Source organism: Streptomyces sp. NBC_01334 (assembly GCF_035983595.1).
Lineage (GTDB): Bacteria > Actinomycetota > Actinomycetes > Streptomycetales > Streptomycetaceae > Streptomyces > Streptomyces coriariae.
On the sequence record NZ_CP130718.1, the window covers coordinates 9,256,578 to 9,270,554 of the forward strand.

Annotated in this window: 8 protein-coding genes and 1 pseudogene; 1 reads left to right on the forward strand and 8 read right to left on the reverse strand. The window is 70.4% G+C overall.

Annotation, left to right across the window (positions count from 1 at the left end; translation table 11 throughout):
- Positions 1-307: 307 nt before the first annotated feature.
- The 8 genes and pseudogenes from OG736_RS41145 to OG736_RS41180 all read right to left on the reverse strand — a co-directional run bounded on the left by OG736_RS41145 (position 308) and on the right by OG736_RS41180 (position 11,911).
- On the reverse strand, positions 308-1,942 hold the full coding sequence (locus tag OG736_RS41145; RefSeq protein ID WP_327187000.1) for an alpha/beta hydrolase: 1,635 nt from the start codon (positions 1,940-1,942) through the stop codon (positions 308-310).
- Between the two features lie 202 nt (positions 1,943-2,144).
- Positions 2,145-2,492: a VOC family protein gene (locus OG736_RS41150; protein WP_327187001.1), complete on the reverse strand. Its 348-nt coding sequence runs from the start codon at positions 2,490-2,492 to the stop codon at positions 2,145-2,147.
- 167 nt (positions 2,493-2,659) lie between these two features.
- Positions 2,660-4,081 (reverse strand): lamin tail domain-containing protein, encoded by a 1,422-nt coding sequence (locus tag OG736_RS41155; RefSeq protein ID WP_327187002.1) that lies wholly within the window; start codon positions 4,079-4,081, stop codon positions 2,660-2,662.
- A 550-nt stretch (positions 4,082-4,631) separates the two neighbouring features.
- Positions 4,632-5,303, reverse strand: coding sequence for a DNA alkylation repair protein (locus OG736_RS41160; RefSeq protein WP_327187003.1), 672 nt, complete (start codon positions 5,301-5,303; stop codon positions 4,632-4,634).
- A gap of 82 nt (positions 5,304-5,385) precedes the next feature.
- Complete coding sequence (locus tag OG736_RS41165) at positions 5,386-6,666, reverse strand: YhgE/Pip domain-containing protein (protein ID WP_327187004.1); 1,281 nt, start codon at positions 6,664-6,666, stop codon at positions 5,386-5,388.
- 352 nt (positions 6,667-7,018) lie between these two features.
- Complete coding sequence (locus tag OG736_RS41170; protein ID WP_327187005.1) at positions 7,019-7,804, reverse strand: MBL fold metallo-hydrolase; 786 nt, start codon at positions 7,802-7,804, stop codon at positions 7,019-7,021.
- A 343-nt stretch (positions 7,805-8,147) separates the two neighbouring features.
- Positions 8,148-10,461 (reverse strand): annotated as a pseudogene (locus OG736_RS41175) (beta-L-arabinofuranosidase domain-containing protein).
- A gap of 787 nt (positions 10,462-11,248) precedes the next feature.
- Positions 11,249-11,911: a tetratricopeptide repeat protein gene (locus OG736_RS41180; RefSeq protein WP_327187006.1), complete on the reverse strand. Its 663-nt coding sequence runs from the start codon at positions 11,909-11,911 to the stop codon at positions 11,249-11,251.
- A 217-nt stretch (positions 11,912-12,128) separates the two neighbouring features.
- Here OG736_RS41180 and OG736_RS41185 point away from each other — a divergent pair, with 217 nt between their 5' ends.
- Complete coding sequence (locus tag OG736_RS41185) at positions 12,129-13,232, forward strand: pentapeptide repeat-containing protein (RefSeq protein WP_327187007.1); 1,104 nt, start codon at positions 12,129-12,131, stop codon at positions 13,230-13,232.
- The last annotated feature ends 745 nt before the right edge of the window (positions 13,233-13,977 follow it).

Sequence of the window (13,977 nt, forward strand, 5' to 3'; positions counted from 1 at the left end):
GTGGATCGGAAACTCCGGTGCTTCCGCCGCGGCGGCTCGGTAGGGTCGGTTCCGTGCAGGTGCGCAGGCACCGGGTACTTCGCCTGTCAAGCGGGAAACGCGGGTTCGAATCCCGTCACCGGCTTCGGCCGGTGTCGTCCAGCGGCCGAGGACACCTATGTTCCGTTGCCGACTCCGATCTCTGCACAACTCTGCGACCCCGGCGGCGCTGTACGTCGCGTGGCGGCTGTACGGCGTTGCGCCCCGGTCGCCCGATGCCGAGGCGCCGGCCGTGAAGGGCCGGCGCCTCGGGGTCGGTGTCGAACCGTCAGCGCACGGCGCCGATGCGTTCGACGCGCTCGTCGACGCCGTTGCGGAGTTCCTTCAGCGTGGTGCCGGGCGGGGCCACCTTCGGTGTCGAGGAAGGCGGCTGGGTCTCGTCCGCGCAGGTCTTGCCCTTGGCCGGGACCTTCAGATCGACCAGGTAGGCGATGACCGCGTCCGTAGCGCAGGCGCTCCGGCCGAACGCGGTGTGCCCCTCCGCCTCGAACGTCAGCAGCGAGGCGTTGTCGAGCTGTCGTGACAGCGCCACCGCGTCCTGGTACGGGGTGTCCGGGTCGCCGGTGGTGCCGAGGACCAGGATCGGTGCCGAGCCCTTGGCCCGGTAGGAGCCGTCGTAGCGGCTGACCCGCTCGCCGGGCCACTGGACGCAGGCCGTGGCGTGCTGGTGGTCGTACGTCGGCGGACCGTACGCCATGGCGGGACCGAGCAGCGGCGCGTCCTTCGCGTTCGCCGTGACGTTCCGCTTCAGCCGACGCAGATCGCGCGGGTAGTCCCGGTCGACGCACTCGACGGCCACGTTCGGACCGAGGAAGTCGAAGCTCGCCGGGGACGGCGGCCGCAGCAAGAAGGAGGTGTTGTCGCGCAGTTGGGCCTTGCGCAGCGCCTCACCGAACGAGGGCCAGATGACCTTGCCCTCGTTGATGTTGAACATCAGCCGGTAGACCAGCGTGTAGCCGTTGGCACGGCCGCCGTTCGCGGTCGGCACGGGATCGGCGTCCAGATCGGCCTTCAGCTTCTCGAACGCCCCGCGCGGGTCGCCGTCGCCGAACCCGCAGGTCGCCTGATCGGCGGCGCACCAGTCGAGGAAGCGGCCCATCGCGCCGTCCAGCGCCAGGTACTGCGGCCGGTCGTAGGCGTACGGGCGGTTCGCGTAGTGGACCGGGTCGTAGGCGCCGTCGAGCGTCAGTGCCCGCACCCGCTTCGGGAACATGGCCGCGTAGACCGTCCCGATGTACGACCCGAACGAGCGCCCGTAGTAGGTGAGTTGCTGCTCGCCGAGTGCCTGACGCAGCAGGTCGATGTCCCGGGCGACGTACTCGGTGCCGATGTACGGCAGCAGCTCGCCCGCGTTGTCCTCACAGGCCTGGTCGAACTCGGCGGCCTCCTTCAGCGCCGGCCCGTAGGCGTCCGGCCCGGGCACGCCCTTCGCCTGCGTCACCGCCTGGGTGTAGCGCGCGTCGTCGAAGCAGGTCAGCGCCGAACTGCGGCCGACACCACGCACGTCGTAGCCGAAGACGTCGAACGAGTCGCGGAGCGCGGCCGGCAGGTCCGCGTAGTTGTTGCGCACGAAGTCCACGCCGGAGTTGCCGGGCCCGCCCGGCTGCATGAAGAGCGTGCCCTTGCGCTTCGTGCTGTCCGCGGCCTTCTTCCGGACCACCGCGAGGGTGATGGTCCTGCCCTGCGGCTTGCGGTAGTCGAGCGGCACGTCCGCGTTCGCGCACTCGAAGCCGCCCTGGCAGTCGCTCCAGGTGAGCGACGGCACGGGCGGGGTCGCGGGTGTGTCCGGTCCGGCCGTCGCCCGAGTCGCCGTCCCCGTCCCGGCGACCACGAGTGCCGTCAACGCGGCTCCGAGGACGCCGAGTCGCCCGAAGCGTCTCGGTATGCGGTGTGGAGTTGTCATGGTGTCCTTCCCCCTGGGCTGCTGTCTGGCCGGGTGCTCACGGGTCACGGTGAGTCCGGCTAGCTGAACAGAGGGGGAAAACGCGCGAGAGGTGCCACCGCGTCCGACTTTCCGCAGAAAAATCTTCAGCACCTGATCGGGCCCGAACGAGGCGACCGACGAGCGTGCGGGCCTGCCGTGGGCGCGCGTGGTGCGGGAGGCCTCAGAGGTGGCGCAGCACGTTGACCACGCGGCCGTTGGGGTCGCGTACGAAGAACCGTCGTACTCCCCACTCCTCGTCCTGCAGGGGGTGGACGATCTCCGCGCCGCTGTCCCGCATCAGCGCGTAGGCCGCGTCGACGTCGTCGACCTCGACGCTCATGTCGGGGGTGACCGGGGCGGCCTTGTCGCTGCTCATGATGCTGACCTGCGCCGCCGGAGTGGACGGCGAGGCAAGCGTCATGATCCAGCCCAGATTCATGACTTCCTCGAAGCCCAGCAGGCCGTAGAACTCCCGGCTCTCCTGTACCGCCTCCGACTGAATGACGGGCATGACACGGCGAACGGTCATCGACGACTCTCCATGGGATCGGACACGCATCCTGGACTGTTCACAACTCTGCCGTACACCACTGACAATCCGGCCCGGCAGGGCCGCACGCACTGCACGCACTGCACGGACCGGGCGTCGGCGTGTGGCCCGGCCCGTGGGCGGGCCGGGGCCACACGAGTGGGGCTTCAGCAGGTGATGGTGCCCTTGCGTAGCGCGTGTCCGCCGTCGTTGGAGTCGTCGGACCAGTAGACGGGCTTGGAACCGGCGACGCACTCGTCGGAGCCGGCCGGCGTGAAGCCCTCGTTGTTGTAGTCGGGCATGCCGCTGGGACGGTCGTAGACGGCACTGGTGGTGAACGCGCCGGAAGCGTCCACCTTCAATGTCCGGTGCCGGCCGTCGCAGGTGTCGTCGCAGACGGCCCACAGGCGAGCGGCCTGCGGCTCCCACTGGAGCTCCATCACCCCGGGCATGCCGCTGCTGAGAGAGGCGACACGGGTGAAGGCGCCGGAGTCGGCGAGGACGTAGCCGTAGATCATGCCGGTGCCCTCGACGCCGACGAAGAACACGCCACCGCTGTGGGCGGCGTAGCGGGCCGGGTCGTAGGCCGAGCCGGTGGTGGCGTCCTCGAAACCGGCGCCGCTCAGGTAGGTGTCGGGAATCCAGGTGATCCCTTCGAAGCCGAGGTTGGAGCCGGTCGAGGGCAGGTCGGAGGTGAGGTTCCATTCCCTGCTCGAGGTCAGGGTGGAGCCGCCGGCGGTGACGTCGTACTTCAGCACCGACAGGCGGCTGGTGCCGGAGGCGTCGCCGTTGCGCTCGCTCGCGACGAACGCCCCGCCGGCGGAACCGGAGCCGGTGAAGGTGACGCCCTCACTGTCGGGGCTTCCCGAACCGCCGGGGAAGCGCAGGGTCTTGCCGGAGGACCAGCCGCCGCTCGTGTCCGGGGTCCAGCCGCCGGAGCCGTCACGGACCAGGCGCCACAGCTTGCCGCTGTTCTGCGCGCCCCACAGCACGCCTCCCTCCTGGTAGAGGCCACTGAGGTCCTCACCGAACACGTCGGAGGCGTCCGCCGTCGCCACGGTGCCGCTGCCGGGCCACGCCACGGGGGTCGTACCCCCGCCGCCGGTGCCGCAGTCGTTGGGGGCTCCGAGGGTCAGGGCCGCCTTCCCGAACGCGCCCGTCCCGTCGGGGCAGCGCGACCAGGAGGGGTCGGAGTGCGCGCTCCAGGCGAAGCTGTCGACCAGGGTGGTGCCGTCGGCGAGGTACAGGCGGGCCTTGTCGTCGGAGCCCAGACCGAACTTGCCGTGGACGTCGAACGCCCGGTACGTGCCCGGTGCCAGCGTGGTGCCGGAGGCGATCTTGTACTTGGAGCCGCTGTCGTCGTCCTTGAGGATCCAGCCCGAGACGTCGATCGTGCCGGTGCCCTTGTTGTAGAGCTCGATCGAGTCGTCGACGTCGCCGGTGGTCACGACCTCGTTGATGCGGATGTCGTCGGCGGCGGCTGCGTGGGCGGCCGGGACGCCGGTCAGGGCGCCGACGGTCAGCAGCGGTCCGGCGACGAGGAATCGGGCAAGACCACGGCGCCGACGGCGGGCGATCGATGAAGTCACGAAGTTCCATCCCGAAGTTGTCATGGGCAAGGCGGCATGACGGTCCCTGCGCAGGCCGAACACGACTCCTGCGGGGAGTCGGACGGCCGGTGAACGACGGGCGAAGCTTGCGCGCGGCCGCACCCCCACCGGCGGGAGTGCGCCCGGTGGAGGAGCGGGGGCGGGTGGCTGCTCCGCCGCAGGAGCCGGTGAAGACGTCCACCTGGTCGCTGCCGCTGCTCGTTCACCGCGTCGACCTCGACGGTGAACGTGCCCGGTCGGACACCCCCGCGGCGGTCGGCGAAGCCTGCGCCGCGAGTGGCGCGGTCGCCGAGGCCGGCGCGGCGACGCTCGTGCCGAAGGCTGAGGCGCCGACCGTACCGAGCACCAGGATGCGGAGGGACCTACGTTCCCGTGCCCATGACAAGGCCCCGCTCCTCTTTCATGCAACGGACACCCGCCCGCACCGCCCGCCCATCGCGGAGAACCCTGTCCGGGCAGTGGGGGCTGTTGGGGTTGTGGAACCTTTCGGGCTCGTCGCGGTCTGCGCCGGGCACCGCACCGCAGCCTTCTATCCCTTGTGCTGCCGGCGCACCATCTCGTCGATCCAGACGGGTGCGAACGGGGAGGTGCAGCCCGGAGGCGTCGGATAGTCCTTGAGCACCTCCAGGCGCTCACCGATGTCGACGGCGCGGCCGCGGAGTTCGGCGTGCTCGATCCCGATCTGAGCCAGGCAGTGGTTCATCGCCCACTGAAGGCGGTCCGGGGCGTCCTTCATCTCCGCCTCGATGACGTCGAGCAGTCCTGCGAGGTCGAGGCCCTCGGGCCTCTTCGCCACGCGTTCGGTGGTCAGCGCCCAGCCGGCGCTCGCGACCACCGGATCCGGATCGGCGGACCAGATCACGCGCAGTTCCTCGGAGTGCGGGCTCTTCTTCACCACGTGGTTCACGAGCCAGTCGTGCACCTTGGGCGTGCGGGCCTCGCGCAGCATGGCGTCCAACTCGTCACGCTCGAATGCCTTCGGGCGGCAGATCAGGATCGCCAGCAGCCTCGCCGCGCTGTCGTCCGTCTGCCACAGCCGACCCGCGAGTTCCTGCTGCGTCTTCAGCCGCTTCGCGAGCGCGCGCAGCTTGCCGAGGTTCACACCGTGATCGTCACCGTGCTTCTCGTTCACCGCGCGGGTCTTCGGGTCCTCGAGGCCGGCCAGCTCGGCCATCACCTCGGCCAACGCCGTCTCGGCCATCTCGGTCTCCTGTCCACCATGTACGGGATGCAGCATAGGTTCCAGCCGCCCGGAGCGGCTCCCGAGCACCTGGGCCCGTCGCTCAAGCGGGCTGCGGGGTGAGGCGCTTGTGGCCCTTGCGGTCGTAGTACGTGGTCATCGCGAAGCCGAAGAGGAGACCGATGGCCGCGCCGATCCCGATCATGGTCCAGGCGCGGGTGAGTCCGGCGTCGCCGCGTGCGTCGAAGTAGAGGATGGCGCGGACCCCGTCGCTGAGCTGGCGCATGGGCTCGAAGTGGGACAGGAAGCGGTAGAACTCGGGGACGGCCTCGAGCGGAACCGTGGCGCCGGACGAGGGCAGACCGAGCACGATGAACACGAACATGGACACCAGCTGGCCGATCCCGCCGAAGGCGGCGTTGATGGCCTGGACGCCGAGGCCGACCGCGAGGGCCGCGCAGTAGGAGTAGACCCACAGCAGGGGGATGTGGGTGGCGTCCATGCCGAGGGCGCTGACGCAGGCGAGCAGTACGAGGGAGACGCTGAGGACCGTGATCCCGGCCGTCATGGCCATCTTCAGCAACAGCGTCTGGGTGCGGCTGATCGGCACCGTGGGCAGCCGGGTGTGCCAGGGGCCGATCTCGTTGTCCGCGTAACCGAGGGCGGTGTCCACCCCGTTGCTGATGACGTTGCCGCCCATGAAGCCGGCCAGTACGAGCAGCAGGGTGTAGTAGAAGGCGCTCAGACCGAGGCCGCTGTTGTCGCCCAGGGGATGGCCGACCTGGGTGACGACGCTCACCGGGTCGGCGAGCAGCAGTTCGGTGGTGGAGTCCGCTCCCGAGGCGGCCGCCGTCAGCTGTCTGCCGATGGTCCGGGAGGCCTGCTGGGCCGCCGTGGTCGTGATCTTGCTGGCGAGGGAGGAACCGAGGCTGCCCTTGGCGGGATTGGTCAGCACGGTCATCGTGGGCCGCGCGGTCGCGTTCGAGCCGGTGAGTGCGGCGACGGAGTCGGTGAAGTCCGCGGGGATGACCAGCGCGCCGTAGACCTTGCCCGAGTTCAGCTCGTCCTGGGCCTGGGCCCGGGTCAGCTGCCGCCAGTCGGCAGTGTCGCTCGAGGTGTCCGAGACGACGGCCGCGGCCACCTGGGTGCCGAGGTTCTGCTTCTGCCCGGTCGGCGGCTTGCCGGTGTCGCTGTTGACGAGTGCGATCGGCAGGTCGTGCAGGTCGCGCTGCGGGCTGACGATGCCGCCCATGTACAGCAGCGACAGCAGTAGAGCCAGCAGTCCGGTGAGGATCGTGGGCACCAGCCACAGCTTGGGGCGGCGCAGGAGAGTGGCGGCGTGCACTTGAGGGCCGGTGTCGGGGGTCGTGTCGTCGGCGGTCATGGTTCTCCGTCGTGTCTGGGACCTGGCGGGTGGGTGTCCGCTCCCGGCCCGGCCGCCGTGGGCTGCCGGCCCGGGATGAGGAGGTACGGCGAGTCGTCCCAAGTCTCGTCGTCCGGCGGTCCGGGGGAGCGCAGACAGTCTGTCGACGGGCGGGTCACCAGCCGGATGGGGTCACCCTTCCACCGCGCGGCCGTTCGACGGCGCCGGCCGCGCGGTGGAAGGGCAGGTCGTCCGAGACGGAGCACGCGAGGTCCTGCCGACCCGGGTGACCGGGATGCCGTCAGGCCGGCCAGGACCGGCTTCCCGGACCGGCGGAGCACGGACGACGCCGGCTCATGCCGCCTTGTCCTCGCTACGCGCCTGCCCGCGCCTTCTCGTACAGGACGGGATCGTGAGCGTTGACGATCACGAGGTCGGGGGCGCCCTGCCGGTACAGCTCGGCCAGCCGGGCATGGTTGTCGCGGACCTTCTTCCCGTCGTACGCGATGAAGGCCTCCATCCTGCGCAGGGACGCCGGAATCGGAGAACGGCCGTCCAGGGTCCCCCGGTGGTAGAAGGCGTCACCGGCGTGCAGGAGCCAGCGCGTGCCGGCGTCGACCGCCACGGCGGCGTGGCCGCGGGTGTGGCCCGGCAGAGCGATCAGGACGATGCCGGGAGCGATCATGTCGAGTTCCCGTGCCGCGGCGAATCCGCGCCACGTGTCGCCGTCGGGGCGGTGCTCCACGAGGTGCGGGCCGTGTGCCCACTGCGACCGCTGGAAGCGGATGCGCTCACGCCAGGAGGGGGCGTGGACGGATCCGCGCGCCTCGTCCGCCGTCAGGTGGACCTGGGCGTCGGGGAAGTCGGAGAGACCGCCGATGTGGTCGACGTCGAAGTGGGTGACCACGACATGGCGGACGTCGTCCCGGCGGAACCCGAGTCTCTCGACCTGCCGGACGGCCGTCTCGTCGGGGTCGAACAGCGGCCGCACGAGGTGCCGCGGCGGCCCGACGCGCCGCTTGGGGTCGGCGATGTCACCGAGGCCGTAGCCGGAGTCGACGAGCACCAGGCCGTTCGCGGTCTCGATCAGCAGGACGTGGCAGACGAGTCGGCCGCCGGGCGGGCGCATGGTGCCGCAGTTGAGGTGGTGGACCTTCATGGAGGGCGTCCTTGGGGGATGAGGGACGGCACAGGTGGGGCGGTCTTCCGCTCGGGCCTACGTGGCACATTCGACCTGCGGCCACGGGTCGGCGTGTCGGCCCACTACGGGCAGGGCCAGGGCCACTCCCGTGCGTTCGGCCTTGCGGGTCAGTATCAGAACCATCAGACAGCAGGGCAACAGGGCAACAGGGCAACAGGAAGCAGGACAACAGGAAGCAGGGAAACAGGGAGCAGGGAAACAGGGCATCGGAATCAGGAGAAGGAGCGGTGCTCGCCGTGGCCGGTGGTCTGTGGCTGTCCGGGCCGGCGCCGGACAGCCACACGGAACCTGCGGCCGTCGGTCAGGCGCTCGCGATGCGCCACCGGTTGTCGGCGGTGCCGTCGTCGGGGGCCTGGACCGCGAAGGCTCCGACGGCGGTGGAGTTGCCCGCGATGGCGAGCAGTTTGCCGCTGTGCACATTGCGGATCTTGTAGGTGCCGTCGCCCTGGTCGAGCAGCGTCCACTGATGGTCCGCGGTGCCGTTGTCCGTCCACTGGAGCACGCTCGCGTTGTCCGCGGTGGACATGTTCAGCACACCGAGAACCTTGCCGCTGTTGACGTTCCGGAAGCGGACCGCCGTCCCGTCGGCGATCATCTCCCAGTCGTGATCGGCGGTGCCGCTGTCGGTCCACTGGAGGGCGAGGCCGCCGTCGGCGGTGGACATGTCCCGGACACCCAGCACCAGGTTGCTGGCCGCGTTGACGAGGTGTACGGCGGCGGTGCCGCCGGTGTTCCAGTAGACGGTGTAGTTGAAGCCGTGCGCGTCGTGGAACGGGCCCAGGTCGACGGCGGAGCCGCCCGCGGTCGCGGTGAAGGCGAGCGACGTGCTGCTGGTGCGCGCGATGCTGGCGGTGTTGAGCAGCGGGAGTGTGCTGAGCGTGCTGTCTCCGTAGTCGCCGGCCAGCACGACCGGCCCGTAGGTGACCGCGGCGGTGTTCGCGTTGTCGGGCGCGGGCCGCAGGACGACCCGCATCGGCAGACGGACGGTGACGGTGTCACCGGACGCCCAGGTGCGGGTCAGGGTGGCGTAGGTGCCGGGGGTGGTGGCGATGTTCTGCGCCACGCCGTTGACGCTGACCGTGGCTCCGGTGGTCCAGCCGGGAATGCGGATGCGCATCGCCCACGTTCCGGCGGCGCTGCCGGTGACCGTCAGCGTCGTCGTGTCGGCGGTGGGGTACGAGGTGGTCTGGGTGACGGTGATGCCGCGCTGGGACCAGGTGAGCACCGACGGCACGAACAGGTTCACGGTGAGCGTGGTGTCGTTGCGGAAGTAGATGGAGTCCATCAGCCGGGTGTGCATCTCCAGGCCGGTGCCCTGGCAGCACCAGAAGGTGCCGTAGTCGGTGCTCCAGGTGCCGCCGCCCCAGGCCGGGCCCACACCGCGTCGGCCGCCCGGGTTCAGCGGGGTGAAATAGGTGACGTGGCCGTGGGCGTCCGCCGGGTTCTGCTGGCCGATCATGTGGTTCAGCCAGGCCTGCTCGTAGAAGTCGAACAGCGCGGCCCGGTCCGGGGTCAGCGCGTACAGGTCGCGGGTGAGCTTGAGCATGTTGTACGTGTTGCAGCTCTCGCAGGTGTCCTGTTTCAGGTAGGCGGCGATCGCGCTCGGCGCACGGAAGTGCTCCGCCTGGCTGTTGCCGCCGATGGCGTAGGTGTGGGTGCCGACGGCGATGTTCCACGCGTTGGTGGCGATGTCCCGGTACCGGGTGGTGCCGGTGGCCTTGTACTCGCGCAGGGCGCCGATCCACTTGGGGACCTGGGTGTTGGCGTGCAGCCCGTTCAACCGGTCCAGGTTGGCGGCCAGCGGGTCGAACACGGCGGCGTGGTCGAAGCGTTGGGCGGCGGTGAGCCACCGGGCGTCGCCCGTCTGCTGGTAGAGGTCGCACAGCACGTCGTTCATACCGCCGAACTCCACGCCCAGCATCGTCTGCATCTGCGCCCCGGTGAGCCGGCCGGTCCGGGTGTCGACCCAGCCCGCCAGAGCCAGCAGGACGTCCCGGGCCTGTGTGCTGCCGATCAGGCGCCACACGTCCAGCAGCCCGGCGAGCGTCTTGTGGATCGTGTAGTACGGCACGTTTCCGTTGCTCAGGGTGCCCTGTTCGAGGGCGGTGAAGTCGGACTCGGGATAGCCGGAGAGGTAGCCGGCGGTGAATCCGGCGGCGCTGTTGTTGGCCTGGCACTTGGCCAGCTCCGCCACCATGGAGACCGCCTTGCTGCGGGCGACCGAGTCCCCGGTGACGGCGTACAGCTGCGCCCAGGCGGTGAGGAAGTGTCCCTGGACGTGGCTGCGGAAGGGGAAGTCGGGTGCGTCCCAGCCGCCGTTGGCGGCGGCGCCGGCCGTGGAGAGCTTGTGGTTGGCGCGGAAGGTGTACAGCAGCCGGTCGACGTCCACGAACCGCAGGTAGGCGGCTGTGCGGGTTCTGGTTGTCCAGCCACCGGCTCGCGGTCAGCCGCACCTGGCCGAAGTCGAAGGAGTACGCGGAGACCCCGATGTCGGCACGGGCGGGAGGGACGGCCGCCCGGGCGGGAGAGGCGCCGACGAGGGGGCCTGCCGCGGAGGCGGCGAGCGTGACTCCGGCAGCTTGCAGGAGGCGCCGTCTGCTGAGTGAGGAGGACATCGTTCCACCTGTTCCTTGATCGGAGGAGCGGGGATGGGGGGGGAGGGGGAGGGCCGGCGCTTCGCGCCGCCGGGTGGTGACGTGGGTGAACCCCGCGGGGTGCGCGTGGACCGGCGCCCGTCGGAGTCCGGCCGCCGATCGTCGCCCGGGGCGGGGCGTCCGCGCGGGAGGCGGGCGTCCGCAGCCTTCGAGGTGCTGCCCGATGGACAGGGCCTCGACGGCGTTCTCGGGTCGGTGGTTCTCGGGGCGGAGGTCCTCGACCCGGGCGCGGGGGCGGTGACATGGTCGCCCGGAGAGGTCCTAGCCGGTTCGCGCCCGAGCGCCCGGACTCTCCCGAGTCCGGTGAGTCCTGGTCGTGATCACGGTGTTGCCGGTTCGTACCGCCCGATGCTCACCGCTGCGTAGGTGATGGAGCCAGGACATGCCGGATCAGCGCTCCCTGCTGGGCTGGACGTAGCGGCTCTGTCGGTGTCGTCGTCGGGGAGGAGCGCACCGCGGCGCGGCACGCCCGGAGCAGACGCGGACTCCGGTTCCGGTGCGGACGGCTCACCCGCACAGGTGATCATGCTGTTCGTGATATCGAACATTGGTCGACTCTTCGGCAAGCAGGGATGATAGACGCCCGAACGAGTCGGCCAACACCCTTCGTGCCGTGATTTCAGCGGATCACTGTGAACTCGATTGTCGATTCAGCGACTTGCCGTGTCGGCTCGGGACGCCCCCGGTGGGCGTACGCCGTTGCGACGAGGCCGAGCGAGTCGTGCCACGCCTCGTTGCGTACGCGTCGTCAGCGTGCGCCTCGCGGCAGGCCGAGCTCCTCGCGCGCTCCCGCCACCCAACGCAGCACGCCGTGGGAGTCGGTGCTCTCGGCCAACTCCGTCGCTTCCTCGAGCAGGGCCGCCGCGTCATCGCGCCGGTCCTGCTGGGCGGCCAGGAAGGCCAGCCCGATCAGGTTCGCCGCCACCCCCGGCAGGAAGCCCAGCTCCCGGCGCAGACGGGTGGACTCCTCGAAGTGCGCACGAGCCTCGTCCAGGCGGCCGGCCATGTGGTCGGCGAAGCCGAGGTGCCGCAACGCGTAGGACGTCGTCAGCCGGTCGCCGGCCCGGGTGGCGAGGTCGAGGGCTCGTTCGAAGGCGGGCACGGCGGCGTCGGTGTCGTCGCGGACCACTTGGTGGAAGGTGCCCACCCAGAACAGGGCTTCCCCCTCGCCCCGCACGTCACCGAGCCGTCCGTACAACTCCGCCGCCCGCTCGAAGAGTTCGAGCTCCCGCACGTCCTCGACCCGTTCCTCCAGGAACCGGGCGTGGATCACCTTGGCGCGAGCCAGCGCGAGGTCCGCCTCGACCGCGTCGAGACTCCGGTCCGCGGACGCCAGCGCACTGCTGTCGCCGCCGAACACGGCACGTTCGTAGAGGAGTTCGGCTTGCTCGATGCGCGAGTCGGCAGTCATCCCGTGATCGTATCGACCGCGCGCCAGAGAATCCGATGTCCTTCACAAGGACGGACCGAAGCCACCGTTCGTCCCGCAGGGCGTGCGTCGAAGCCGATACGCCCGAACGGTGCCTCTTGATCGTTTTCTGGGCTGCGCCTAGGCTTCCATGCCCATGGAGACGGGGGAGCCGGACCGTGGGCGCAGGTCGTGGCCCGCCAGGCTGGTCAGGCATCGGGTGACCGCGGCTGTGCTGGCAGGGGCGGCGGGGCTGGCCGTTCTCGGCGCGGTGCTCGTCCTCCTGCCGGGTGTGGTGGTCGACCACGACCTCGCCGGGGCGACGGTCGCCCCGCAGGACCGGCTGAAAGCGGTGAACGACGTCCGGACGACCCTCCTCCAGGCCGTCGGCGGCGTGGTCGTGCTGTTCGGCGCGTACGCCACCTGGCGGCAACTGCGCGTCAGCCAGGACGGCTTGCGCGCCACCCAGGAGGGCTATGTCACCGACCGGTTCAGCACGGCCGTCGATCAACTCGGCAGTGACAAGCTGGAGACGCGCATCGGCGGACTCCACGCGCTGTGGCGGATCGCGGAGCACTCCGCCCGCGACCGCGAGGCCGTCATCTCCATCCAGGCCGCCTACCTGCGTACACACCTGCCCTGGCCGCCCGCCGGGCCGGAGGCTCCGGCGACGGACGTCCCCATCAACGACGTCGTGCCGCTGGAGGTCCGAGCCCCCGACGCCCAGGTGGCGCTGACCGGGCTCGGCGTGCTGTTGCTGCAACCCCGGGAGCAGTCCTGGGTCAATCTCGGTGTCACGGACCTGCGCCGGGCAGACTGCGACGGGTTGTGGCTGCACGAGGTCAACCTCGACCGATCCTGTATGGAGGCGGCAGGTCTTTACCACGCCAACCTGACCCAGGCGTCCCTCGTCGCTGTCAACCTGCGGCACGCCGACCTCAAGACGGCGATCCTGCGCCGGGCCCGCTGTGTGCAGGCCGACCTGCGGGGCGCACGGCTCGTCCAGACGGACTTGCGTGACGCGGACTTCAGCGAGGCCGATCTGCGCGAGGCGAACGTGCGCAAGGCCGATGCGGGGGGCGCTGTCTTCCGCCGCGCCGACCTGCGCCTGGCCGACCTGCGTGGCTCCGACCTGAGCACGGCCGACCTGTACCAGGCCCGTCTCACCGGTGCGTTGGCCAGCGAGCACACGCGCTGGCCGGCCGGATTCGACCACGCGGCCGCGGGCGTCGTCGTCACCGAGGACCCCGGCCCCGAACCTCCGCCGCTGCTCCAGCCTTCGGGGATCACGACGCAGCACCCGCAGCTGCGGTCCACGCCGTGACCGAGGCCCGGCCGCGGGTGTGTCCGGTGGCGTTTAGCCGACCTGGTGTCATGGGGTGCGGAGGAATTCCTTTCCCCTGAATTCGGCGTCGAGTGCACCCGGAACTCCTGTGTGCATTATCCCTCCGTACCGTTTGTGTGTTGCGTGGCGGTCGCCGAGTGGTTCTCCAGCGCTATTCCGGTACGGGCCGTGAAAGGGAACCGGACCGAAGCCCGGCGTGGCTTGTGCGAGCTGGTGATGTGTGCGGACGTGGGTCGGGCGGATGGGGGCTGACGCTGTCGGTCCTTTCCGGCCATGGCGGCGGAATGGGGGAGTCCGGCCTGCTGTCGTGGTGCGGACCCCCCTCGTCGCGGGGCCGCCGCGGCCCGGTTGCGGGCGGGGCGGCTGCCCGTCCGGGCTGTGCGAGGCCGGAAAACGCTCGCCCTTCGGGCTGCTGCCGTCGTGTCAGGTCGCCACGGGTTCAGGCGTCGCCCGGCCGTCGGCGGACTGCCGGGCGGACTTGAGTTCTCCTGGAGAGCTGGTCCACGAAGGCCCGGGGTGAGCGGGCCGAGCCCTGTGTTCCGTAAGGCACGCGGTCTAGCATGCCGGGAAATGCCACGTATTCCGGCACGGGGGACGGCGTGGAGTCCGTCTGTGATGTGCCGCCGGAAATGGTGGCGTTTCCGAATGGCTTTCAGGAGGTGCAGGTCGTCTCTGGTCGATCAGGGTCCGGGTTCCCTGATCGACCGGCGTCACGTTCCTGCCG

Coding starts and splice junctions, on each gene's coding strand:
- OG736_RS41170 (WP_327187005.1), bottom strand. CDS start 7,804: ATGAAGGTCCACCACCTCAACTGCGGCACCATGCGCCCGCCCGGCGGC.
- OG736_RS41160 (WP_327187003.1), bottom strand. CDS start 5,303: ATGGCCGAGACGGCGTTGGCCGAGGTGATGGCCGAGCTGGCCGGCCTC.
- OG736_RS41145 (WP_327187000.1), bottom strand. CDS start 1,942: ATGACAACTCCACACCGCATACCGAGACGCTTCGGGCGACTCGGCGTC.
- OG736_RS41150 (WP_327187001.1), bottom strand. CDS start 2,492: ATGACCGTTCGCCGTGTCATGCCCGTCATTCAGTCGGAGGCGGTACAG.
- OG736_RS41165 (WP_327187004.1), bottom strand. CDS start 6,666: ATGACCGCCGACGACACGACCCCCGACACCGGCCCTCAAGTGCACGCC.
- OG736_RS41180 (WP_327187006.1), bottom strand. CDS start 11,911: ATGACTGCCGACTCGCGCATCGAGCAAGCCGAACTCCTCTACGAACGT.